Genomic DNA, 23,581 nt, shown 5'->3' on the forward strand with positions numbered 1-23,581 from the left:
TGAGGATTCACCATGAGCATCAAAAATATTTTACCCGGCAAGATCGGTTTGGGCGGCGCGCCGCTCGGCAATATGTTCCGCGCCATTCCAGAAGAAGAAGCGCTGGCTACCGTAACCAGCGCCTGGGACTTGGGCATCCGCTACTTCGACACCGCACCGCTTTACGGTTCCGGCCTGTCGGAAATTCGCATGGGCGAAGCGCTCTCTCAGTATCCACGCGATGAGTTCGTGCTGAGCACCAAAGTGGGCCGCATCATGCTGGACGAAATGGAAGATCCCGCCGCTCGCGATCTGGGTGAGAAAGGCGGCCTGTTCGAACACGGTTTGAAAAACAAGATCCTGAACGACTACTCGGAAGACGGCACGCTTCGCTCCATTGAACACAGCCTGAAGCGTCTTAAAACCGATCGTCTGGATATCGTCTGGATCCACGACGTCGCTCAGGATTTCTACGGCGACAGCTGGCTGGAACAGTTCAATATCGCCCGTACCGGCGCCTTCCGCGCACTGTCCCGCCTGCGTGACGAAGGCGTGATCAAAGCCTGGGGCCTCGGGGTCAACCGCGTCGAGCCTTGCGAACTGACGCTGGCGCTTGATGAGCCGAAACCGGATGCCTTCCTGCTGGCCGGCCGCTACAGCCTGCTGGATCACGAACGCGCCCTGCAACGCCTGATGCCGGAAGCGCTGGAACAGAATGTCGATATCGTCGTCGGCGGCCCATACAGCTCCGGCGTGCTGGCCGGCGGCGAACATTTCGAATATCAGAAAGCGTCCCCGGCTATTCGCCAGCAAGTCGCGAAAATCAAAGAGATCGCCGCTCGCTTCCAGGTAGACGTCAAAGCCGCTGCGCTGCAATTCGCGCTGGCTAACCCGGCCGTCGCCGCCGTGATCCCCGGTTCGAGCCGTCCTGGCCGCATGGCCGAAGATCTGGCTGCGCTGGATGCAGTGATCCCGGCTGAGTTCTGGGCGGAGATGCGCCGTCAGAAACTGGTGGCCGACAACGCGCCGCTGCCGATTCGTTAAGTTTTATGGGGCCGGCCCCCGGCCCCATTACCCACATGACAGAGTGATATACATGATGAAACTGGATCTTTCAGGCAAAGTCGCCGTCGTCAGCGGCTCCACCTCCGGCATCGGTCTCGGCATCGCGCGCGGGCTTGCCAAAACGGGCGCCACCGTGGTGATCGTCGGCCGTCAGAAAGCCGGGGTCGATAACGCCATCGCCGACATCAGCGCCAACGTGCCCGGCGCGCAGGTACGCGGCGTGGTCGCCGATCTCGGCACCGAACAAGGGGCTGCAACCCTGTTCGCCGCGGAGCCTAAAGCCGACGTGCTGGTCAACAACCTCGGTATTTTCAACGATAAAGACTTCTTTACCGTGCCCGACAGCGAGTGGATGCACTTCTATAACGTCAACGTCCTCTCGGGCGTGCGTCTGGCGCGCCACTACGCGCAGAGCATGACCGAACAGGGCTGGGGACGCATTATTTTCGTGTCGTCCGAATCCGGCGTCGCCATCCCGGCGGATATGATCAACTACGGCGTGACCAAAAGCGCCAACCTGGCGGTATCTCACGGCCTGGCGAAGCGCCTCGCCGGCACCGGCGTGACGGTCAACGCCATCCTGCCAGGGCCAACCTTTACCGAAGGCCTGCAGGAGATGCTGGCGGAAGCGGCGGCCAAATCCGGGCGCAGCGCGCGCGATCAGGCCGACGAGTTCGTTAAAACCGAACGCCCAAGCTCCATCATTCAACGCGCGGCGGACGTCGATGAAGTGGCCAACCTGGCCGTTTACCTTGCGTCTCCGCTGTCTTCGGCCACTACCGGCGCGGCGCTGCGCGTCGACGGCGGCGTCGTCGACACCCTGGCAATGTAATTCCGTACCCTAAACCGATATCAAGAGAGAAAGAAAATGGCTACTACATCCGTATCTATGAACATCCCGGCATCCGCCGACACCGTATGGCAACTGATCGGCGGCTTCGACGCCCTGCCTGACTGGCTGCCGTTCATTCCGAAAAGCGTCGTTTCTGAAGGCGGCCGCGTGCGCACTTTGACGACCTCTGACGGCGGCACCGTTATCGAGCGGCTGGAAGCGTTCGACAACCGTCAACGCAGCTACAGCTACTCCATCATGCAGGCGCCGTTCCCGGTGGTGAATTACCTGTCCACCCTGTCGGTACACGCCACCGACGACGCCAACGTGGCGCGCGTGGAATGGTCGGGCAGCTTCACGCCGGTCAATATCAGCGACGACGAAGCCGTCGCCCTGTTCCATGGCATCTACCAGGATGGCCTGCATGCGCTGAGCGGCAACTTCCCGCGTTAATGCGTGAACACTCCTCACGCTTACGGCCGATGGTGAAAACCATCGGCCATTTTTTTGCTTTAGCTCTGGAGCAGGATAAATCCGCCAGCGCCGTTTATGCTGTAAAGGAGACTTCCGTTTGAGGAGATGGCCGTGCGCCCTTTCAGCCTGAAGACTATCGACCATGTGGTGCTGCGCGTGCGCGATATGCAGAAAAGCCTGCATTTTTATACCCGGATCGTCGGCTGTGATATCGCCAAACAGCGGCCGGATTTGGGGCTGATGCACCTGCGCGCCGGAGCGGCCATGATCGATCTGGTGGATATTAACGGCGTGTTGGGGAAAAAAGGCGGCACGGCGCCCGATCCTCACCGGCAAAATGTCGATCACATCTGCCTGCGCATCGATCCTTTCAACGAGGACGAGCTGTTGGCCTATCTGCGATCGCAAGGGATCGGCGTTGATCCCGCCGAATCGCGCTATGGCGCTGAAGGCGACGGCCCGTCCATTTATTTCAGCGATCCGGACGGCAATCGCGTGGAATTGAAGGGGCCGGCGATCGGCTAGATCCTGGCGCTCCCGTTGATGTCGGACAGCCGCTGGCGATCCGTCACCCGCAGTGATTTGTTTTTAAATTGAATGATGCCGTCCGCCGCGAGCTGCGCCAGCGCGCGGCTCAGCTGTCTGACGGAGATGCCCAATCTCGCCGCCAGCGCCTCCCGGTTTTCCAGCTCAATCAATTCCCCTTCGTTCTTTATCTTGAATAATAAAAATTTTCGCAATTTATACTCCGCCGTAAAAACGCCGTTCGCATGCAGCAAAGAGGCATTCAGCAGCTTATTGCTCAATTGCCGGCAGATAAAGGTGAGGAACGCCGGGTCGCTCAGGGCGTGATTGTTGATGGCCTCTATCGGTGCCGCGAGGAGCAGCGCGTCGGTCACCGCCTGCACGGTGCTGAACAGCGTGCGCTGCGCCTGGGAGAACAGCTCCAGATCGCCAATCACCGAGAAATCCGTTTCGAAGGAAAAGACAATGTGCGCGCCATTCACATCAAAATTCTCAACCTGCAATTTTCCCTGCACGAGAAAAAACAGGTGGGTCAAACGATCGCTTTGCGTCACCAGGTATTCGCCGGCTTCGACGCTGACCAGGCGCAGTGCGGCGAGCAGCGTGGGCGAAAGCGCCGTTCGCAGATCGTGAGCGTCGATAAAAGCTTCTTTTAGCTTGCTGTCACCGACCGTTTTCAAGGCGATTCACTCCCAGGGCTCATCCTTAACCGTCTTACATCCTCGCTTTCGACTGCGTTCAGCATAGCCGACGCGCTTCAGAACGAAAAAGGACATCTGACCTTTTTTGCCTTAGGTCGTCTGGGTACTTTCTCCGCATAGCCCACCCGAGGAGATGGCCATGCGACATATTTTGATAGATACCGATACTGCTTCCGACGATGCCGTCGCGCTGCTGATGGCGTTGCGCGCACCCGACGTGAAGGTGGAAGCGATCACCACCGTCGCGGGAAACTGCCCGCTTGAACAGTGCGTCAAAAATGCACTTATCTGCGTGGAAAAAGCGGGAACCTATGCGCCCCCGGTTTATGCCGGCATGGCGAAACCGCTTTTGCGAACGCGTTATCATTCGCACCATATTCACGGCGAAGACGGCATGGGCGACATGGCCTTGCCCGATCCGCGCCAGAGCGCCGAACCCGTTCATGCCGTGGACGCCATCATCGACTGCGCCGCACGGCTCAATGGCGAGCTGGAAATCGTCACCCTCGGGCCGTTGACCAATCTCGCGATGGCGGTGCTGAAAGCGCCCACGCTGGCCGAAAAAGTGAAGAGGGTTTATGTGATGGGCGGTTCCGGGCTGATGCCCGGCAATATCACCCCGCTGGCCGAATTTAATTTTTACGCCGATGCCGAGGCCGCGCATCTGGTGCTCACTGCCGGGCTGCCGCTCACCCTCGTTGGCTGGGAGATCGGCATGGGGGAAGCATTTATCAACGAACGCGATATAGAGCGATTGAATAATCTCGGCGAACTGGGGCGCTTTGCCGTGCGCTGCAATCGCACGCTGATGGCGTTCAACGCCATGCGCACCGAACGTAAAGGCTTTGATTTGCCCGATCCGACCACCATGGCGGTGGCGCTCTACCCGGACATCGTCGAAACCAGTCTGGAGGCGTATTCCTGGGTTGAATATAAAAGTGAAAGCTCTTACGGCCATTACGTCATCGATTCCACCCACCTGACCGGCGAACCGGCCAATGCGCGCGTGATCACCCGCATCAAACCCGGCCTGTTTAAAGAAAAGCTGTTCTCGTTGTTATCTCAGCCGTTAATGAAATAAGTGGCCCGTATGAAATTCGATCCAAGAAAATTGAAGAAAGTGGAATTACACGTCCATTTGGATACCTGTTTAAGCTACCACTATGTCAAAAAGGTCGACCCGCAAATAACCAGAGCGGCATTTAATCGGCAATTTATCGCGCCGAAGCGATGCGCCGATCTGGGGAACTTTTTAAGCAAGATAGCGCCGCAAATAGATCTATTACAGACACGCCAGGCGATAACGCTGGCCGTCGAGGACTTATTCGCGCAGTTGGCGGCGGATAATGTCATCTATGCCGAGCTGCGCTTCGCGCCGCTGCTGCATACCCGGCTGGGATTAACCGGCGAAGCGGTGGTCGAGACGGTGCTGGCGGCCATGCATCACGCATCACGGGCTTACGGCATCGCCGCCGGGCTGATCCTGTGTACGCTGCGACATTTCGACGCGGCCGCCAGCCTGCAAACGGCGAAACTGGTTATCGATTATCAGGGAAGCGGCGTGGTGGCGCTGGATTTGGCCGCCGATGAAGCGCGTTACCCGCTGGCCAATCACGTAGCGGCCTTTCGGGCGGTGCGCGAAGCCGGCGGCAACGTCATCGCCCACGCCGGCGAGGCGAAGGGCGCCGACAGCGTACGGGAAACGCTGGAGCAGCTACAGGTGTCGCGCATCGGCCACGGCGTCAGGAGCATCGAGGATGCTGCCCTTATCGAGCGTCTGATAGCCACCGGCGTCCTGCTCGAGATCTGCCCCAGCTGCAATCTCGTCTGCAATCTGTTCGACAGCATCGACGATCATCCGATAGATCGGCTGAAAAGGATGGGAGTGCGGCTGAACGTGAATACCGATGCGCGCACCGTCGCCGACACCACGCTGAACAAGGAGTACCAGCTGTTGCATGACGCCTTCGGCTGGCAGGATGACGATTTTAACCGCAGCAACCGACAGGCGCTGGAGGCGAGTTTTCTCGACGGCAACACTAAAATGAAATTAATGAATCAGCTCAAGGCCGGGCCAATGTGACCCGGCACGTGTCAAGGCTGAGCGGGTTTTAACGCCCCTGCGCCGCCAGCGCCTGGGCGCAGGCCCAGGCCGAACTCCAGGCCCACTGGAAGTTGTAGCCACCCAACCACCCGGTCACGTCCACCACTTCGCCGATGAAATAGAGCCCCGCCACCTTGTGGGCCTCCATCGTCTTGGAAGAAAGTTCGTTGGTGTCGACGCCGCCGAGCGTCACTTCCGCCGTGCGGTAGCCTTCGGTGCCGTTCGGCTGCACGCGCCAGTTCTGCAACAGATCCACCAGCGCCGCTTGTTGCGGCGCATTCAGCTGCTTCAGCGTCGCCTCCGGCAGTTGTCCCAGGGTCTGCAAGCACTCCACCAGCCGCTTCGGCAAATGCAGCGCCAGGGTGTTTTTCAGGCTTTGGTTCGGGTGCTCTTGGCGTTGGTTATCCAGGAAGCCCGCCAGATCCAGCTCAGGAAGTAAGTTAACGCTCACATACTCACCCGGTTGCCAGTAGCTGGACAGCTGCAATACCGCCGGGCCGGAGAGACCGCGATGGGTAAACAGGATGCTTTCACGGAAGCTGACGCCGTTCTCGGCGGTGATCACCGCCGGCACCGACACGCCGGACAGCGTCTGCACATGCTCCAGCAGCGGCTTATGCAGGGTAAAAGGCACCAGCCCGGCGCGCGTCGGCAGCACCCTGAGGCCGAACTGCTCCGCCAGTTTGTAACCGAACGGCGAGGCGCCCAACCCCGGCATGGATAATCCGCCGCTGGCCACCACAAGTGAGCGGGCACTTACTTTTTCGCCATTGAGCGCCAGCTGGTAGCCGTTCTCGGTTTTCTCCACGCCCAGCACTTCGCTGCGCAGGCGCATCGTCACCTGGCCCAGCTCGCACTCTTTGACCAGCAGATCCACCACCTGCTGCGCCGAATCGTCGCAGAACAGCTGCCCCAGCGTTTTTTCATGGTAGGCGATGCCGTAGCGGTTGATCAGATCGATGAAGTCCCACTGGGTGTAGCGCGCCAGCGCCGACTTGCAGAAGTGCGGGTTGTTCGACAGATAGGCCGCCGGTTCGGCGTACATGTTGGTAAAGTTGCAGCGCCCGCCGCCGGACATCAGGATCTTGCGGCCCGGTTTTTTGCCGTTGTCGAGCAGCAACACGCGGCAACCGAGTTGCCCCGCCTGCGCGGCGCAAAACATGCCGGCGGCACCCGCCCCAATCACTACGACATCAAACTGTTCCACCTGAGCCTCACTTATCAAAACCACAATCGCGACAAAAGAGCGCCATATTACGCCGTTTCGCCGCCGGTCACCGCCAAATTCACGGCGGCAGATTGTAAAGCCCCGGCGCCGCCAACGCCACAGTAAGAAAATATTACAGAGGTCAGAGGAGAATAACGCGTTGATATTCAATATTTTTGTTATAGGCGCGTCATCGTTTCGTCATGTCCAAATCAAAAAAACGTCATATTTTCCTTTTCCCCGGCCCCGGTTGTCACTGATAATGCGCGGCGTTCATGTCCACAAACTGGCGTAACGCTTATGCTGCATTTGTTCGCTGGCCTGGATTTCCATACCGGCCTGATGTTAATTCTCGCATTGTTGTTCGTGTTGTTTTATGAAGCCATCAACGGTTTTCATGATACGGCCAATGCGGTCGCTACAGTTATTTATACCCGCGCCATGCGCTCGCAACTTGCGGTCGTGATGGCAGGTTTGTTCAACTTTCTTGGCGTAATGCTCGGCGGTTTGAGTGTTGCTTACGCCATCGTCCACTTGCTGCCTACCGATCTGTTGTTGAACGTCAGTTCAGCACACGGATTAGCCATGGTCTTCTCCATGCTGTTGGCGGCAATCATCTGGAACCTCGGCACCTGGTATTTCGGTCTGCCGGCCTCCAGTTCCCATACGCTGATAGGCGCAATCATCGGTGTCGGTTTAACCAACGCCCTGATGACCCACACTTCGGTGGTGGATGCGCTTAACGTCCCGAAAATGATTGGCATTTTCCTTTCTCTGCTGTTCTCGCCGCTGGTCGGCATGATGGTGGCGGGAGTGATGGTGTTCGCCTTGCGCCGCTATTGGAGTGGCACCAAGAAACGCCAGCGTATCCACATGACCCCTGCGGAACGTGAAAAGGTCGACGGCAAACGCAAGCCGCCGTTCTGGACCCGTATCGCGCTGATCCTGTCGGCGATTGGCGTCAGCTTCTCGCACGGCGCCAACGACGGCCAGAAAGGCATCGGCCTTATCATGCTGGTGTTGATCGGCGTTGCGCCGGCCGGCTTCGTGGTCAATATGAATGCAACCGGTTATGACATCACCCGTACGCGTGACGCCGTGACCCACCTGCAGCAATATTACCAGCAGCACGGCGACGCGCTGTCGCATGCGGTGTCGCTGACGCCGCTGGTGCCAAGCCCGGATGACGAAGCTGCGTCTGGCAAACCGGCCGAGTTCCACTGTGACAGTTCGCGCGCCATGCCGGCGATCGAGCTGGCTCAGGGCATGTTGACCAACCTGCAAAGCTACGATCAGCTGACGGTTGACCAGCGCAGCCACCTGCGCCGCCTGCTGATGTGCGTGACCGACACGGCGGATAAAGTCGCCAAGCTGCCGGAAACCTCATCCGCCGACCAGCGCTTCCTGAAGAACCTGCGTCAGGATCTGCTGCAGACCGTCGAGTACGCGCCGATGTGGATCATCGTCGCCGTCGCGCTGGCGCTGTCGCTCGGTACCATGGTGGGCTGGAAACGCGTGGCCACCACCATCGGCGAGAAGATCGGCAAGAAAGGCATGACCTACGCCCAGGGCGTATCGGCCCAGATGACCGCGGCGCTGTCGATCGGCGTGGCGAGCTATACCGGCATGCCGGTCTCCACCACCCACGTCCTCTCTTCGGCGGTTGCCGGGACGATGATCGTGGACGGCGGCGGCGTGCAGAGCAAAACCGTGAAGAACATCCTGTTGGCCTGGGTACTGACCCTGCCAATCTCGATTCTGCTTTCCGGTGCGCTGTATTGGATTGCGTTGAAGCTGATCTAAGCGATAAGCATCATGAGGAAGGCGGCCGCAGGGCCGCCTTTTTTTTGCCTGCATCAAGGGAAACAGAAAGGCATTAATACCAAATCATCATCGCTATCAGGCAGATGACCACCAGGCCGCACAGGGCCGAGGTCAGCATAAACTGCCCGCGCACCCGCTCACAGCGGCGAATAAACTCCGGATCGTGGTGTTCGACATAGCGCTGCGCAAAGATATAGCGCACCAGCCTCAGCTGCTTGCTGGGTTGGCCGTGGGCGGTGAAGAAGCCGCCGCCGTCGACGTATTGGTACAGCAACGGGTCACAGCCGCGCAATACCACCAGCAGCGCGCGCAAAGAAGAGTAATACCGCACCATGTTTACCACACACACCACACACAAGGCCCAAAACAGCGCGACGGTACTGATCATGATTGCCCCCTCAAGGCGTTGTTATCCGCGGCCATCCGCCGGGTCCAACCGCCCTACCTCATTACCCGATACTCTGCTGGAGCTTACCGCTCTCATCCCCTTTTTTGCCTGCACGGACCACGCCCATAACCCACCGCCTCCGAAGACGTTGCCGCACCGCACGATGAGATTTGCACGGCATGGTTCTACTCAGAGGAGAAATGATGAGGCCCATATCCATCATTGTAGGTTAATGAAACGCAAACTGGCCTGAGCAGTGGATAAAATTTACCGCCCTGTAGCGAAAAGTCACCTGCCGGGGCGTTATAAGCGATAACCGTCCGTTTCGATTATGTCGCTTTTCTGGATAGTCTATCCCGCGCCACGCCGCTGATCTTTCCCCCCACGCTGGCTAGACTCAGGTTTCCGTTACGCTCATCCAAGGAAACTGTTATGGCAAACCATTCAATCAAGGGAAAAACCGTCCTCATCGCCGGCGGCGCCAAAAACCTCGGCGGGCTGATCGCGCGCGATTTGGCTGAACAAGGCGCCAAAGCGGTGGTGATCCACTACAACAGCGCCGCTTCCAAAGCCGAAGCGGAGAAAACCGTCGCCGCCATTCAGGCCGCCGGGGCGCAAGGTGTCGCGCTGCAGGCCGATCTGACCACCGCAGGCGCGGTCGAGAAGCTGTTCGCCGATGCGGTCGCCGCCGTCGGCAAGCCGGATATCGCCATCAATACCGTCGGCAAGGTGTTGAAAAAGCCGATGATCGACATCAGCGAAGCCGAGTACGACGAGATGACGGCGGTCAACGCCAAAACCGCGTTCTTCTTCCTGAAAGAGGCGGGCAAGCACCTTAACGACAACGGTAAAATCTGCACGCTGGTCACCTCGCTGCTCGGCGCCTTCACGCCGTTCTACGCCGCTTATGCCGGCACCAAAGCGCCGGTGGAGCACTTCACCCGCGCCGCCGCCAAGGAGTTCGGCGAGCGCGGCATCTCCGTGACGGCGGTCGGCCCCGGCCCGATGGACACCCCGTTCTTCTACCCGGCAGAGGGTGCGGACGCCGTGGCCTACCACAAGACGGCGGCGGCGCTGTCGCCGTTCAGCAAAACCGGCCTGACCGATATCGAAGACGTGGTGCCGTTCATCCGCCATCTGGTCAGCGACGGCTGGTGGGTAACCGGCCAAACCATCCTGATCAACGGTGGCTACACCACCAAATGAACCCGGCGGGGGCACCTATCGCCCCCGCACCTGCTCGCGCGCAACCGCGCCATGCGGCTACACTCTACTGTCAGAAACGGCGCCAAGGAACAGCAGATCAGCGAGATGGACAGATTCAATCAATACCGCGTATTCGTACAGGTGGCGGAAATGGGCAGCTTTATCCGGGCGGCCCATGCGCTGGAGGTGCCGCGCGCCTCGGTCTCCGCCGCCGTGCAGCAATTGGAAACGCAGCTGGGCGTGCGCCTGCTGCACCGCACCACGCGGCAGGTGCGGCTGACCGCCGACGGCGAACAGCTGCTCGAGCGGCTGCGCCCGCTGCTGGCCGAAGTGGAAGACATCGATCAGTCATTTCAGGCCAGCCAACGGCAGGCCTCCGGACGGCTCAGCGTCGACGTGCCGAGCCGCATCGCCCGCCGGCTGATCGCGCCGGCGCTGCCCGGCTTGCTGCGGCGGCATCCCCACCTGCAGCTGGTGCTCGGCTCCGCCGATCGCGCCATCGATCTGGTGCAGGAGGGGGTCGACTGCGCGGTGCGCGTCGGCGATCTGCACGACAGCAGCCTGGTGATGCGCCCGCTCGGCCATATCGCGCTGATCAACTGCGCCAGCCCCGCCTACCTGAGCGAATTCGGTCATCCGCTCCACCCCGGCGATCTTGCCGAGGGGCACTGGAGCATCGGCTACGCCTCGCCCAGGACCGGCCGCGAATCCCCCTGGGAATACCTGACCGGCGACGGCCCTACGCAACGGCTCGAACTGCCCAGCCGGGTGGTGGTCAACAACGCCGAAAGCTATATCGCCTGCTGCCGCGCCGGGCTGGGGCTGATGCAAATCCCGCGCTACGACGTACAACACCTGCTCGACGTCGGTGAACTGGTGGAAGTCCTACCCGGTTACCGCGCCGCCTCCATGCCGATCGCCCTGATCTACCCCCATCGCCGCCAGCGCTCAAGGCGCCTGGCGGTGTTTCATGAGTGGTTTGAAAGCCTGCTGCAGCCGCATCTGGAGCGCTGATTGCACATTTAGCGCTATACTTTGTTTAATAACGCTTATAATTCAAGCGGTCAGACCGTTAAAACCCGCATAACCCATAGGCTTTTACGCCGCGCGGGTGTACAACGAAAGGTATCGTGCGCAGAGATTTTCGATGCGGCGCAGTGTGATCGCCCCAACATATCATTGCGTTATCCGAATGATACTATGGAACCAACAGCGCCAGGCGGGTACACGGAACGCCTGCTAACCCTTTTTAATCGGCATGTTTATGGAAGGAGTATTCTTATGGCTTACAAACACATATTGATCGCGGTAGACCTATCCCCGGAAAGCAAGATCCTGGTAGAAAAAGCCGTCTCTATGGCGCGGCCGTATAACGCCAAAGTTTCTCTGATCCACGTCGATGTCAACTATTCCGACCTCTATACCGGCCTTATCGACGTCAATCTCGGCGACATGCAAAAACGCATCTCTGAAGAAACCCATCAGGCGCTGACCGAGCTGTCGCAAAACGCCGGCTACCCGATCACCGAGACCCTGAGCGGCAGCGGCGATCTGGCGCAGGTGCTGGTGGACGCCATCAAGAAATACGATATGGACCTGGTGCTGTGCGGCCACCATCAGGACTTCTGGAGCAAGTTGATGTCTTCCGCGCGCCAGCTGATCAATACCGTGCACATCGATATGCTGATCGTGCCGCTGCGCGATGAAGAAGACGAATAAAGTAAGCGCTTGCTAACTTAACTGACCAACGCCCGCGCCCTACGGGCGTTTTTCATGCCGCCACGCCGATTAATCGCTTGATAATCAACCGCCCTCCGATGATATAGTCGCTAAAGACACAACATCCTCCCCCGAGCATCGCCTATACCCAAATCTATAAGAAATAGCGGGGGAAATTTAATGCGAAAAGGAGTTATCCATGGAATATGCCGTATCGGTAGAGTCTTTCCTGTCCTCGTTACAACGCCATAACCCCCACCAGCCGGAATATCTGCAGGCGGTGCGCGAAGTGTTCACCTCGCTGTGGCCGTTTATCGAGCGCAACCCGCGCTATCGCGAACAGGCGCTGCTGGAGCGCCTGGTGGAGCCCGAGCGCGTCATTCAGTTCCGCGTCAGCTGGGTGGACGATCGCGGCCAGGTGCAGGTCAACCGCGCCTTCCGCGTGCAGTTCAACTCGGCCATCGGCCCCTACAAGGGCGGCATGCGCTTCCACCCGTCGGTAAACCTGTCGATCCTGAAGTTCCTCGGCTTTGAGCAGACCTTCAAGAATGCGCTGACCACCCTGCCGATGGGCGGCGGCAAAGGCGGCTCCGATTTCGATCCGAAGGGCAAAAGCCAGGGCGAGATCATGCGCTTCTGCCAGGCGCTGATGACCGAGCTGTATCGCCACTTGGGCCCGGACACCGACGTGCCGGCCGGCGACATCGGCGTCGGCGGCCGTGAAGTCGGCTTTATGGCCGGCATGATGAAAAAACTGTCCAACAACACCGCCTGCGTGTTTACCGGCAAGGGCCTCTCCTTCGGCGGCAGTCTGATCCGCCCCGAGGCGACCGGCTACGGCCTGGTGTACTTTACCGACGCCATGCTGCAGCGCCACGGCCTGGGCTTTGAGGGCATGCGGGTGGCGGTATCCGGTTCCGGCAACGTGGCGCAGTACACCATCGAGAAAGCGCTGGAGCTGGACGCGCGCGTGATCACCGTATCGGATTCCGGCGGCACCCTGGTGGACGAAGACGGTTTCACCACCGAGAAGCTGGCGCACCTGGCGGAGATCAAGAACCAGCGTTACGGCCGGGTGGCGGACTATGCCCGTGAGCGCGGTCTGACCTATCTGGCGGGCCAGCAGCCGTGGAACGTGCCGGTGGATATCGCCCTGCCGTGCGCCACCCAGAACGAGCTGGATCTCGAGGCGGCGCAGACGCTGATCCGCAACGGGGTGAAAGCGGTGGCGGAAGGCGCCAACATGCCGACCACCATCCAGGCCACCGACGCCTTCCTTGACGCCGGGGTGCTGTTCGCGCCCGGCAAGGCGGCCAACGCCGGCGGCGTGGCCACCTCGGGGCTGGAGATGGCGCAAAACGCCGCGCGCATCGGCTGGCGGGCGGAAAAAGTGGATGTACGTTTACAACATATCATGGCGGATATTCACCATGCCTGCGTGGAATACGGCGGCGAGGGCAAGCAAACCCACTATGTGCACGGCGCGAATATCGCCGGTTTCGTCAAGGTTGCAGAGGCGATGCTGGCTCAGGGCGTGCTGTAATCGGGCGCAAAGGTGATCTTGTTCACACATCGGTTAAATGCTTCAATGCCGGCCTCTGCGCCGGCATTTTTTCCGCGTCCAAGCCATCAAAATGATGCTCATACGTTAATTAAAAGTTAATAAAAAGTTATTTACAGCCGTTTAGTTGGTAGTAAATTTACCACTGCCAAATAATTAAACATTTATTTAACACTAAATACGCCAATATTTTACTTAAATGTGCGCAGATCACATTTCGTTAACTTCGGCTACGCCCCCTCTTCCATTCCTTTGTAATCTGCAGCGGTGGAAAAACCGCCACCCCTACAGATAAAAAAAGGTACAGCTAATGAAATTTAACCTCGCATTATTAAATGCATGTGTGGTTTCTGCGTGCATGTTATCGACAACACCTGTGTTCGCCGCTGATAAATATGAGATTGCCGTGGTCGCCAAAGTGACCGGCATTCCGTGGTTCAACCGCATGGAAGTGGGCGTCAACGAAGCGGCGAAAAAACTCGACGTCAACGCCTACCAGACCGGCCCTTCTACGCCGGATCCGGCCGCACAGGTCAAGGTGATTGAGGATCTGATCGCCAAGAACGTCAACGCCATCATCGTGGTGCCGAACGACGCCAAGGTGCTGGAGCCGGTGCTGAAAAAAGCGCGCGACAAAGGCATCGTGGTGCTGACCCATGAATCCCCGGACCAACAGATCGGCCAGTGGGACATCGAGACCATCGACAGCGAGAAATACGCGCAGGCCAACGTCGATGAACTGGCGAAAGACATGGGCGGCAAAGGCGGCTACGCGATCTACGTCGGCTCGCTGACCGTGCCGCTGCACAACGCCTGGGCCGATTCCGCCATCAAGTACCAGAAAGAAAAATACCCGGACATGTTTGAAGTCACCTCGCGCTTGCCGGTGGCGGAAAGCATCGACAAATCCTACGCCACCACGCTGGATCTGATGAAAACCTATCCGCAGATGAAGGGCATCATCGGCTTTGGTTCGCTCGGCCCGATCGGCGCCGGCCAGGCGGTGGCCAAGAAGCGCGCCAAGGACAAAATCGCGGTGGTGGGCATCGCCATGCCGGCGCAGGCCGCCCCTTACCTGATGCGCGGCGACATCAAGAAAGCGCTGCTGTGGGATCCGAAAGACGCCGGTTATGCGCTGGTGACGGTGGCCGATCAGCTGCTGCAGGGCAAGGACGTGAACAAAGACCTGTCGATCGAGGGGTTGGGTAAGGCCGACGTCGATATGGAGCACAAAGTGATTCGGTTTAATAAGATTCTGGAAGTCACCAAAGACAACGCCAAATCGCTTGGATTCTGATTTTTCGCGTAATTTCGCTACACCGGGAAAGTAGTTAAACCCTCGTAGGGGCGCAGCTTTGCTGCGCCCAGGGCTTCGGCCGCTACGCAAGCACAGGTTAACGTTATGACAGCCTCCCCCGCATTTATCACCCTGGAGAATATCAGCAAGCGATTCCCAGGCGTGCTGGCATTAGACCAGATCAACCTGACGCTGAATAAAGGCGAAGTGCACTGCCTGGCCGGGCAAAACGGCTGCGGCAAAAGCACCATTATTAAAATCATCTCCGGCGTCTATCAGCCGGAAAAAGGCGCCAACATTTCGCTGGAAGGCAAACTCTTCCACGCCCTGACGCCGCAGCTGTCCGGTTATTACGGCATACAGGTGATCTACCAGGACCTGTCGCTGTTCCCTAACCTGACGGTGGCGGAAAACATCGCCATCCACCGTTACCTGCCCGGCGGCCGCTTCTGGGTGCGCAAGCGGGTGATGCGCCAGACGGCGCTGGACGCCATGGCGCGGGTCGGCGTGCGCATCGATCCCGATAAAAAGGTGGAAAAACTGTCGATCGCCGATCGGCAGCTGGTGGCGATTTGCCGCGCCATCGCCGCCGAGGCGCGGTTGGTTATCATGGACGAACCGACCGCCTCGCTGACCCGCCAGGAGGTCGACGGCCTGCTGCGGGTGGTCAACGAGCTGAAGGCGGCCGGCATCTGCGTGGTGTTCGTCAGCCACCGATTGGACGAAGTGATGGAAGTCGCCGATCGCATCAGCGTGATGCGCGACGGCAAGCTGGTGGGCACCTGGCCGGCCAGCGAACTGGACAGCCATGAACTGGCGTTCCTGATGACCGGCCAACGCTTCCACTACAGCCCGCTGCCGCCGCTGCCGCCGGCCGAACAGGCGCCGATGCTCGAGGTGCGCAACCTCAGCCGCGGCGAGAAATACCGCAATGTCAATCTGGCGCTGCGCGGCGGCGAGATCGTCTCGATCGTCGGCCTGCTCGGCGCCGGCCGCACCGAACTGTGCCTCAGCCTGTTCGGCATGACGCGGCCGGACAGCGGCGAGATCCGCATCGAGGGCCAAGCGGTGCAGCTGCACAACAACCGCGAAGCGGTGCGCCACGGCATCGGCTATGTGTCGGAGGATCGTCTGACGCAGGGATTGATCATGGAGCAATCGATCTACGACAACACCATCGTCACCGTCTTCGATCGGCTGCATACCTCGCTCGGGCTGCTGGATCACGCCAAGGCGACCGAGCTGGTCAACCGGCTGATCCGCGATTTGAACATCAAGGTGTCCGACAGCGCATTGCCGGTGAAGACCCTGTCCGGCGGCAACGCCCAGCGTATCGCCATCGCTAAATGGGTGGCGACCCAGCCGAAGATCCTGATCCTCGACTCGCCCACCGTCGGCGTGGACATCGCCAACAAAGAGGGGATCTACCAGATCGCCCGCGATCTGGCGCAGCTGGGCATGGCGGTGCTGATGATCTGCGACGAGATCCCGGAAGCCTATTACAACAGCCATCGGGTGATGGTGATGCGCAAGGGCGAGCTGATCGCCGAATTCGCGCCGCACCAGAGTACCGAACAACAGATCGCCGAGGTGGTGAATGGATAAGTCATTATTGGCCCGCCTGGCCGGGCGGCACGAGTTTTATCTCGGCCTGCTGGTGCTGCTGCTGGCGATCGGCCTGAGCGCCGGCACCGACGAGTTTCTGACGCTCGGCAACCTGACCGACGTCGCCACCAGCTACGCCATTCTCGGCATCCTGGCCTGCGGGCTGTTCGTGGTGCTGATCGCCGGCGGCATCGACATTTCGTTCCCGGCGATCACCGCCATCGCCCAATACGTGATGGCCAGCTGGGTGATCCAGCACGGCGGCAGCTTCCCGCTGGCGTTCGCCCTGGCGATTGGCGTCGGCCTGCTGCTCGGGTTGGTGAACGGTTTCCTGGTGTATTGGCTCAAGGTGCCGGCGATCATCATCACCATCGCCACCCTTAACCTGTTCTACGGCCTGCTGGTATACGCCACCAACGGCACCTGGTTGTACGGCTTCCCTGACTGGTTCATGAACGGCATCAACTGGTTCTCGTTCCAGGGCGCCGACGGCTACGACTACGGCCTGACGCTGCCGCTGCTGTGCCTGCTGGCGACCATCGTCGTCACCGGCGTGCTGATGAACCGCACCCGGCTGGGGCGCCAGATCTACGCCATGGGCGGCAATCGCGACGCGGCGTCGCGCCTGGGGTTGAATCTGCTGCGGCTGCATTTTTGCGTCTACGGCTATATGGGCATTCTGGCCGGCGTCGCGGCGGTGGTGCAGGCGCAAATCACCCAGTCGGTGGCGCCCAACTCGCTGCTCGGCTTCGAGCTGACGGTATTGGCGGCGGTGGTGCTGGGCGGCACCAGCATGAGCGGCGGCCGCGGATCGTTGACCGGCACCCTGCTCGGCGTGGTGCTGCTGGCCTTCCTGCAAAACGGGCTGACGCTGCTCAGCGTCTCGGCCTATTGGCACCAGGTATTCAGCGGCGCGATCATTTTGATCAGCATCAGCACCACCGCCTGGAACGAAAAACGCAAGCTGCTCAAGGAGATCTGACATGACGCAGTTAACTCGGTTGATCCCAAACGATCGGATCATTCGCCTGCAGGGCGCGATCATCATCGCGGTGGCGCTGCTGTTCGCCGGGCTGCTCGGATCGCGCTTCTTCAGCCTCGGCAACTTCCAGTCGATCGCCTCGCAGCTGCCGATCCTCGGCCTGCTGGCGCTCGGCATGGGCATCACCATGCTGACCGGCGGCATCAACCTGTCGATCATCGCCGGCGCCAACGCCTGTTCGCTGGTGATGGCGGCGATCATCGTCAGCCATCCCGACCAGCCGCTGTTCCTGGCGCTGGCGCTGTTGGCCGGCCTGTTGGTGGCGGTGGCGATCGGCGCGCTCAACGGCGCGCTGGTAGCCTGGATCGGCGTTTCGCCGATCCTCGCCTCGCTCGGCACCATGACGCTGATCACCGGCCTGAACATCCTGCTGTCCAACGGCGCGGTGATCTCCGGCTTCCCGGCGGCGATTCAATTTCTCGGCAACGGCGCCGTGCTCGGCGTACCGGTGGCGCTGATCCTGTTCCTGCTGGTGGCGGTCGGTCTGTGGCTGCTGCTGGAGCACACCACGCTGGGGCGCAGCCTGTACCTGATCGGCTCCAACGAGCAGGCCACCCGCTTTAGCGGCGTGAACACCGCGCGGGTGCAGATCGCGGTGTACATCCTGTCGGCGCTGCTCGGCTGGGGCGCCGCGCTGCTGATGATGGCCAAGTTCAACTCGGCCAAGGCCGGCTACGGCGAATCTTATCTGCTGGTGACCATTCTGGCCTCGGTGCTGGGCGGCATCAACCCGGACGGCGGTTTCGGCCGCATTCTGGGGCTGGTGCTGGCGCTGATCGTGCTGCAAATGTTGGAAAGCGGCCTCAATTTGCTGGGGGTCAGCAGCTACCTGACCATGGCCCTGTGGGGCGGCGTGCTGATCCTGTTTATCGCGTTACAGAATCGAAAAGCTTAGGAGAAAACAGATAATGGCGAGCTATTTTATTGGCGTAGATGTGGGCACCGGAAGCGCGCGCGCAGGCGTATTCGATCTCAATGGGCGCATGGTCGGCCAGGCCAGCCGGGCCATCGATCTGTACCGGCCGAAAGCGGATTTCGTCGAGCAGTCGTCGGATAACATCTGGCAGGCGGTGTGCAATGCGGTGCGCGACGCGGTCAACCAGGCCGACATCAACCCGATCCAGGTCAAGGGGTTGGGCTTCGACGCCACCTGTTCGCTGGTGGTGCTGGATAAAGAGGGCAAGCCGCTGACCGTCAGCCCCTCCGGTCGTACCGAACAGAACATCATCGTGTGGATGGATCACCGGGCGATCGCCCAGGCCGAGCGCATCAACGCCACCAAACACCGGGTGCTGGACTTCGTCGGCGGCATCATTTCGCCGGAGATGCAGACGCCGAAACTGCTGTGGCTGAAACAGCACATGCCCACCACCTGGGCCAACGCCGGCTACCTGTTCGATCTGCCGGACTTCCTCACCTGGCGCGCCACCCAGGACGCCACCCGCTCGCTGTGCTCGACGGTGTGCAAGTGGACCTATCTCGGCCACGAGCAGCGTTGGGACAAGAGCTACTTCCAGCAGATCGGGCTGGAAGACGTGCTGGAACATGACGCGGCCAAGATCGGCAGCGACGTTAAAATGATGGGTGAGCCGCTGGGTCACGGTCTGACCCAGCGTGCCGCCAGCGAGATGGGGCTGATCGCCGGCACGGCAGTGAGCGTATCGATCATCGACGCGCACGCCGGCACCCTCGGCACGCTGGGCGCCACCGGCGTCTCCGGCGAGGTGGCCGACTTCAATCGCCGCGTCGCGCTGATCGGCGGCACCTCCACCGGCCATATGGCGATGTCGCGCACCGCGCGCTTTATCGGCGGCGTCTGGGGGCCGTATTACTCGGCGATCCTGCCGGAATACTGGCTGAACGAGGGCGGCCAGTCCGCTACCGGCGCGCTGATCGACCACGTCATCCAGTCGCACCCGTGCTATCAGGAGCTGCTGGCGCAGGCGAAAGCCCAGGGCCAGACCATCTATGAGGTGCTGAACGCCATTCTGCGCCGCATGGCCGGCGAGCCGGAGAACATCGCTTTCCTGACGCAGGACATTCACATGCTGCCGTACTTCCACGGCAACCGCTCGCCGCGCGCCAACCCGACGCTGACCGGCATCCTGACCGGGCTGAAGCTGTCGCGCACGCCGGAAGACATGGCGCTGCACTACCTGGCCACCATTCAGGCCATCGCGCTCGGCACCCGCCACATCATCGAAACCATGAACCACAGCGGCTACAGCATCGACACCATCATGGCCAGCGGCGGCGGCACCAAGAACCCGATCTTCGTGCAGGAGCACGCCAACGCCACCGGTTGCGCCATGCTGCTGCCGGAGGAGAGCGAAGCGATGCTGCTGGGCGGCGCGATGATGGGCACCGTGGCGGCCGGCGTGTTCGACACCTTGCCGGAGGCGATGAGCGCCATGAGCCGCATCGGCAAGACGGTGACGCCGCAGACCAACCAGATAAAAAGCTACTACGATCGCAAATACCGGGTGTTCCACGAGCTGTACAACGACCACATGAAATACCGCCGGTTGATGCAGGAGGAGGCGTGATGCAGCAAGAGTGGCGGCAGGCCGTGCAGGGCTGGCAAACCTACAGCCAGGAGCTGGCGCAGCTGGGCGAACGCCTCGACGCGCACACCTGGCAGCGGCTGCTGGCGCTGCTGGCCGACTGCCGCGGTAAAATCGCCGTCACCGGCGTCGGCACCTCGGGGATTGCGGCGCGCAAGATAGCCCATATGCTGGCCTGCGTGGAGCGGCCGGCGGTCTATCTCGACGCCACCGGCGCGGCGCACGGCGATCTGGGCTTCCTGCGCGCCGACGATCTGCTGATCCTGATCTCGCGCGGCGGCAATTCCGACGAGCTGACCCGCCTGCTGCCGACGCTGCAGGCCAAGGGGGTGACGCTGATCGCGGTGACGGAAAACCCGCATTCCGCCATCGCGCAGGCGGCGCAGCTGACGATCGCTACCGGGGTGCAGAAGGAGATAGATCCGCTGAACATGCTGGCCACCACCTCAATTGTGTTGGTGTTGGCGATTTTCGACGCCGCCTGCGCCTGCCTGATGGCGCGCAGCGGTTACGACAAGAGCGCCTTGCTGGCGGTGCATCCGGGCGGCGGCGTGGGGAAAAGTTTGCGAGAGGAAAACTGAGGGCCCGATACGGCGGGCCCGGCAGACATTACAGCGGCATGTAGATATCGAAGCGGTGGCTTTTGGTCAGCGTGGCGGCGTGCGCCGGCACGTCGGCCAGCGGCGGCGCGTAGTCCGGGCGTTTCACCACCACGCGCTTGGTGGCCAAACGGCGCGCCGGTTCCAGCAGGCCGTCGGCGTCATCGTCGCTGCCCACCAGCGATTGAAACACCCGCATCTCTTTCTTCACCAGCGCGCTTTTCTGCTTGTGCGGGAACATCGGATCGAGATACACCACCTCGGGGCGCGGGCTGAGATCCGCCAGCGCCGTCAGGCTGGAGGCGTGCAACAGCGTCAGGCGCTCGCGCAGCCACGGGCCGATTTCCGCATCCTGATAGCCGCGCTGCAGGCCATCATCCAGCAATGCCGCCACCACCGGATTGCGTTCCAGCATCCGCACCCGGCAGCCCAACGCCGCCAGCACGAAGGCGTCGCGCCCCAGCCCGGCGGTGGCGTCCACCACGTCCGGCAGGTAGCTGCCCTTGATGCCGACCGCCTTGGCCACCGCCTCGCCGCGGCCGCCGCCGAAGCGGCGCCGGTGCGCCATGGCGCCGGAGACGAAATCGACGTAGATCCCGCCAAGCTTCGGCTCGTCGCGCTTGCGCAGCTCCAGCCGCTCTGGGGTCAATACCAGCGCCATCGGCGCGTCGTCGTCGGACGCCAGCCGCCAGCGCTGCGCCAAAACAGACAAGGCGCCGGGATCGGCGCCTGCTTCACACAATAAACACACGCTCACGTGTCGGGTTATCCTTTAATGCCGTAATGGCGCAGCATAGCATCCAGCTGCGGCTCGCGGCCACGGAAGCGTTTGAACAGCGCCATCGGCTCTTCCGAACCGCCGCGCGACAGGATGTTGTCGAGGAAGGATTTGCCGGTCTCGGCGTTGAAAATCCCCTCTTCTTCGAAGCGCGAGTAGGCGTCGGCCGACAGCACTTCCGCCCACAGGTAGCTGTAGTAACCCGCCGCGTAGCCGCCGGCGAAGATGTGGCTGAAGGCGTGCGGGAAGCGGCCCCAGCTCGGCGAAGGCACCACCGCCACCATTTTCTTCACTTCCGCCAGCGTCGGCAGGATCTGCGCCCCTTTCTCCGGACTGTATTCGAAGTGCATGCGGAAATCGAACAGACCGAACTCCAGCTGGCGCAGAATGAACAGCGCCGCCTGGTAATTCTTGGCCGCCAGCAGCTTGTCGAGCATTTCCTTCGGCAGCGGCTCGCCGCTCTGGTAGTGGCCGGAGATAAACGCCAGCGCTTCCGGCTCCCAGCACCAGTTTTCCATAAACTGGCTCGGCAGCTCGACCGCATCCCACGGCACCCCGTTGATGCCGGAGACGCCGGCGGTATCGATCTGCGTCAGCATGTGGTGCAGACCGTGGCCGAACTCGTGGAACAGCGTGGTCACTTCGTTATGGGTGAACAGCGCCGGCTGGTCGCCCAGCGGGCGGTTGAAGTTGCAGGTCAGGTAAGCGACCGGTTTTTGCAACGTGCCGTCGGCCTTGCGCAGGCTGCCGACGCAGTCGTCCATCCAGGCGCCGCCGCGTTTGTTTTCGCGGGCGTACAGATCGAGGTAGAAACTGCCGCGCAGCTCGCCGTTAGCGTCGAACAGATCGAAGAAGCGCACGTCCGGATGCCAGGTCTCGACGTCTTTACGCTCTTTGGCGGTGATGCCGTAGATGCGTTTCACCACTTCGAACAGCCCTTCCACCACCCGCTGTTCCGGGAAGTACGGGCGCAGTTGCTCGTCGCTGATGGAGAACAGGTGCTGTTTCTGTTTTTCGCCGTAATAGGTGATGTCCCAGGCTTCGAGCTCGTCCACGCCATAGTGCTGTTTGGCGAAGGCGCGCAGCTGCGCCAGCTCCTGCTCGGCCTGCGGGCGGGCGCGCTTGGCCAGATCGCTCAGGAAGCCGATCACCTGCTCCGGACTTTCCGCCATCTTGGTCGCCAGCGACTTGTCGGCGTAGGTGGCGAAGCCCAGCAGCTGAGCCAGCTCATGGCGCAGCGCCAGCGTTTCCGCCATCACTTCGCTGTTGTCCCATTTGCCGGCGTTCGGCCCCTGATCGGAGGCGCGGGTAGCGAAGGCGCGGTACATCTCTTCACGCAGCGCGCGGTTGTCGGCGTAGGTCAGCACCGGCAGGTAGCTCGGCATGTCCAGCGTCAGCAACCAGCCGTCTTGCTCTTTGGCCTGCGCCATCGCCTGCGCCTGTGCCAGAGCGCTTTCCGGCAGGCCGCTCAGTTCCGCTTCGTCGGTAATCAGTTTGCTCCAGCCCATGGTGGCGTCGAGCACGTTATTGCTGTAGGTGGAACCCAGTTCGGACAGGCGCGCGACGATCTCGCCGTAGCGCTGCTGTTTATCCGCCGACAGGCCGATGCCCGACAGTTCGAAATCGCGCAGCGCATTATCCACCGCCTTGCGCTGCGGCACGCTCAGCGCCTCGAACGCCGCGCCCTCTTTCAGGCTGCGGTAGGCCTGGTACAGCCCTTCGTGCTGGCCGACCCAGGTGCCGTACTCGGACAGCAGCGGCAACGCCTGCTCATAGGCGGCGCGCAGCTCCGGGCTGTTTTTCACCGAGTTCAGGTGCCCGATCGGCGACCAGATGCGCGACAGGCGATCGTCCGACTCCGCCAACGGCTGACACAGATTGTCCCAGGTGAACGGGCCCGGCTGCGCGACCACGCGCTCTACCGCGGCGCGGCAGTCCGCCAGCGCGGATTGCACCGCTGGCACGATATCTTCAGGGCGGATCGCCGAGAAAGGCGGCAGGGAAAACGGGGTCAGCAACGGATTTGTCATAGGGCAGTCCTGATTAGCGTTGGGCACGCCGCACGGGCGAGCCTTAAAATGCGTATGAATCTCTAACATGGAGCCAGACAG

22 protein-coding genes are annotated in these 23,581 nt (G+C 61.0%); 17 read left to right on the forward strand and 5 right to left on the reverse strand.

What is annotated here, in order from left to right:
* Window positions 1-12: 12 nt before the first annotated feature.
* The 4 genes from ACOWVD_RS21965 (at window position 13) to ACOWVD_RS21980 (ending at window position 2,875) form a co-directional block, all read left to right on the forward strand.
* Entirely contained in the window at window positions 13-1,023 is a 1,011-nt protein-coding gene (locus ACOWVD_RS21965; RefSeq protein ID WP_015379355.1) for an aldo/keto reductase, read from the forward strand.
* Between the two features lie 55 nt (window positions 1,024-1,078).
* On the forward strand, window positions 1,079-1,876 hold the full coding sequence (locus ACOWVD_RS21970; protein WP_004930955.1) for an SDR family NAD(P)-dependent oxidoreductase: 798 nt from the start codon (window positions 1,079-1,081) through the stop codon (window positions 1,874-1,876).
* 36 nt (window positions 1,877-1,912) lie between these two features.
* On the forward strand, window positions 1,913-2,329 hold the full coding sequence (locus ACOWVD_RS21975) for an SRPBCC family protein (RefSeq protein WP_049240480.1): 417 nt from the start codon (window positions 1,913-1,915) through the stop codon (window positions 2,327-2,329).
* 126 nt (window positions 2,330-2,455) lie between these two features.
* On the forward strand, window positions 2,456-2,875 hold the full coding sequence (locus ACOWVD_RS21980) for a VOC family protein (RefSeq protein WP_004930960.1): 420 nt from the start codon (window positions 2,456-2,458) through the stop codon (window positions 2,873-2,875).
* On the opposite strand, the gene ACOWVD_RS21985 is transcribed toward ACOWVD_RS21980, so the two are convergent.
* On the reverse strand, window positions 2,872-3,555 hold the full coding sequence (locus ACOWVD_RS21985) for a Crp/Fnr family transcriptional regulator (protein ID WP_021505201.1): 684 nt from the start codon (window positions 3,553-3,555) through the stop codon (window positions 2,872-2,874). The genes ACOWVD_RS21980 and ACOWVD_RS21985 overlap by 4 nt on opposite strands.
* A gap of 160 nt (window positions 3,556-3,715) precedes the next feature.
* On the opposite strand from ACOWVD_RS21985, the gene ACOWVD_RS21990 reads away from it, so the two are divergent.
* Both ACOWVD_RS21990 and add read left to right on the forward strand, forming a co-directional pair.
* Window positions 3,716-4,657: a nucleoside hydrolase gene (locus tag ACOWVD_RS21990; RefSeq protein WP_049240478.1), complete on the forward strand. Its 942-nt coding sequence runs from the start codon at window positions 3,716-3,718 to the stop codon at window positions 4,655-4,657.
* A gap of 9 nt (window positions 4,658-4,666) precedes the next feature.
* Window positions 4,667-5,659 (forward strand): adenosine deaminase, encoded by a 993-nt coding sequence (add, locus tag ACOWVD_RS21995; RefSeq protein WP_049240476.1) that lies wholly within the window; start codon window positions 4,667-4,669, stop codon window positions 5,657-5,659.
* Between the two features lie 28 nt (window positions 5,660-5,687).
* On the opposite strand, the gene ACOWVD_RS22000 is transcribed toward add, so the two are convergent.
* Window positions 5,688-6,887, reverse strand: a complete 1,200-nt coding sequence (locus ACOWVD_RS22000; protein ID WP_049240473.1) for an NAD(P)/FAD-dependent oxidoreductase — start codon at window positions 6,885-6,887, stop codon at window positions 5,688-5,690.
* A 300-nt stretch (window positions 6,888-7,187) separates the two neighbouring features.
* On the opposite strand from ACOWVD_RS22000, the gene pitA reads away from it, so the two are divergent.
* Window positions 7,188-8,690, forward strand: coding sequence for an inorganic phosphate transporter PitA (gene pitA / locus ACOWVD_RS22005; protein ID WP_015379362.1), 1,503 nt, complete (start codon window positions 7,188-7,190; stop codon window positions 8,688-8,690).
* A 73-nt stretch (window positions 8,691-8,763) separates the two neighbouring features.
* Here the strand turns inward: pitA and uspB are convergent, their stop codons facing one another.
* The gene (uspB, locus tag ACOWVD_RS22010; RefSeq protein ID WP_004930978.1) at window positions 8,764-9,099 is read right to left on the reverse strand and encodes a universal stress protein UspB; all 336 of its coding nucleotides are present in this window, start codon (window positions 9,097-9,099) and stop codon (window positions 8,764-8,766) included.
* Window positions 9,100-9,531: 432 nt separating this feature from the next.
* Here uspB and ACOWVD_RS22015 point away from each other — a divergent pair, with 432 nt between their 5' ends.
* The 10 genes from ACOWVD_RS22015 (at window position 9,532) to ACOWVD_RS22060 (ending at window position 20,674) form a co-directional block, all read left to right on the forward strand.
* Complete coding sequence (locus ACOWVD_RS22015; protein ID WP_049240471.1) at window positions 9,532-10,305, forward strand: SDR family oxidoreductase; 774 nt, start codon at window positions 9,532-9,534, stop codon at window positions 10,303-10,305.
* 105 nt (window positions 10,306-10,410) lie between these two features.
* A complete protein-coding gene (locus tag ACOWVD_RS22020) occupies window positions 10,411-11,319 on the forward strand; it encodes a LysR family transcriptional regulator (protein WP_197799279.1) in 909 nt (302 codons plus the stop codon).
* 267 nt (window positions 11,320-11,586) lie between these two features.
* Window positions 11,587-12,024, forward strand: coding sequence for a universal stress protein UspA (gene uspA / locus ACOWVD_RS22025; RefSeq protein ID WP_004930988.1), 438 nt, complete (start codon window positions 11,587-11,589; stop codon window positions 12,022-12,024).
* Between the two features lie 199 nt (window positions 12,025-12,223).
* Complete coding sequence (gene gdhA, locus ACOWVD_RS22030) at window positions 12,224-13,567, forward strand: NADP-specific glutamate dehydrogenase (RefSeq protein ID WP_015379364.1); 1,344 nt, start codon at window positions 12,224-12,226, stop codon at window positions 13,565-13,567.
* A gap of 328 nt (window positions 13,568-13,895) precedes the next feature.
* Entirely contained in the window at window positions 13,896-14,882 is a 987-nt protein-coding gene (locus ACOWVD_RS22035) for an autoinducer 2 ABC transporter substrate-binding protein (protein ID WP_028128102.1), read from the forward strand.
* 105 nt (window positions 14,883-14,987) lie between these two features.
* Window positions 14,988-16,487, forward strand: coding sequence for a sugar ABC transporter ATP-binding protein (locus tag ACOWVD_RS22040; protein WP_421105779.1), 1,500 nt, complete (start codon window positions 14,988-14,990; stop codon window positions 16,485-16,487).
* Window positions 16,480-17,469 carry an ABC transporter permease gene (locus tag ACOWVD_RS22045; protein ID WP_004930997.1) on the forward strand — a complete coding sequence of 330 codons (990 nt, stop codon included), beginning with the start codon at window positions 16,480-16,482 and terminating at the stop codon, window positions 17,467-17,469. The genes ACOWVD_RS22040 and ACOWVD_RS22045 overlap by 8 nt, the downstream gene beginning before the upstream one ends.
* A gap of 1 nt (window position 17,470) precedes the next feature.
* Complete coding sequence (locus ACOWVD_RS22050; protein WP_016930441.1) at window positions 17,471-18,424, forward strand: ABC transporter permease; 954 nt, start codon at window positions 17,471-17,473, stop codon at window positions 18,422-18,424.
* A 13-nt stretch (window positions 18,425-18,437) separates the two neighbouring features.
* Window positions 18,438-20,075: an FGGY-family carbohydrate kinase gene (locus ACOWVD_RS22055; protein WP_049240465.1), complete on the forward strand. Its 1,638-nt coding sequence runs from the start codon at window positions 18,438-18,440 to the stop codon at window positions 20,073-20,075.
* Complete coding sequence (locus ACOWVD_RS22060; RefSeq protein WP_004931004.1) at window positions 20,075-20,674, forward strand: KpsF/GutQ family sugar-phosphate isomerase; 600 nt, start codon at window positions 20,075-20,077, stop codon at window positions 20,672-20,674. Before ACOWVD_RS22055 ends, ACOWVD_RS22060 begins: the two co-directional genes overlap by 1 nt.
* 28 nt (window positions 20,675-20,702) lie before the next feature.
* Here the strand turns inward: ACOWVD_RS22060 and rsmJ are convergent, their stop codons facing one another.
* Together rsmJ and prlC are read right to left on the reverse strand one after the other, a co-directional pair.
* Window positions 20,703-21,449, reverse strand: coding sequence for a 16S rRNA (guanine(1516)-N(2))-methyltransferase RsmJ (gene rsmJ, locus ACOWVD_RS22065; RefSeq protein WP_049240464.1), 747 nt, complete (start codon window positions 21,447-21,449; stop codon window positions 20,703-20,705).
* An 8-nt stretch (window positions 21,450-21,457) separates the two neighbouring features.
* Window positions 21,458-23,500, reverse strand: coding sequence for an oligopeptidase A (prlC, locus tag ACOWVD_RS22070; RefSeq protein WP_049240463.1), 2,043 nt, complete (start codon window positions 23,498-23,500; stop codon window positions 21,458-21,460).
* Between the last annotated feature and the right edge of the window lie 81 nt (window positions 23,501-23,581).

Source organism: Serratia sp. SA088 (assembly GCF_049065515.1).
Classification (GTDB): Bacteria; Pseudomonadota; Gammaproteobacteria; order Enterobacterales; family Enterobacteriaceae; genus Serratia; species Serratia nematodiphila.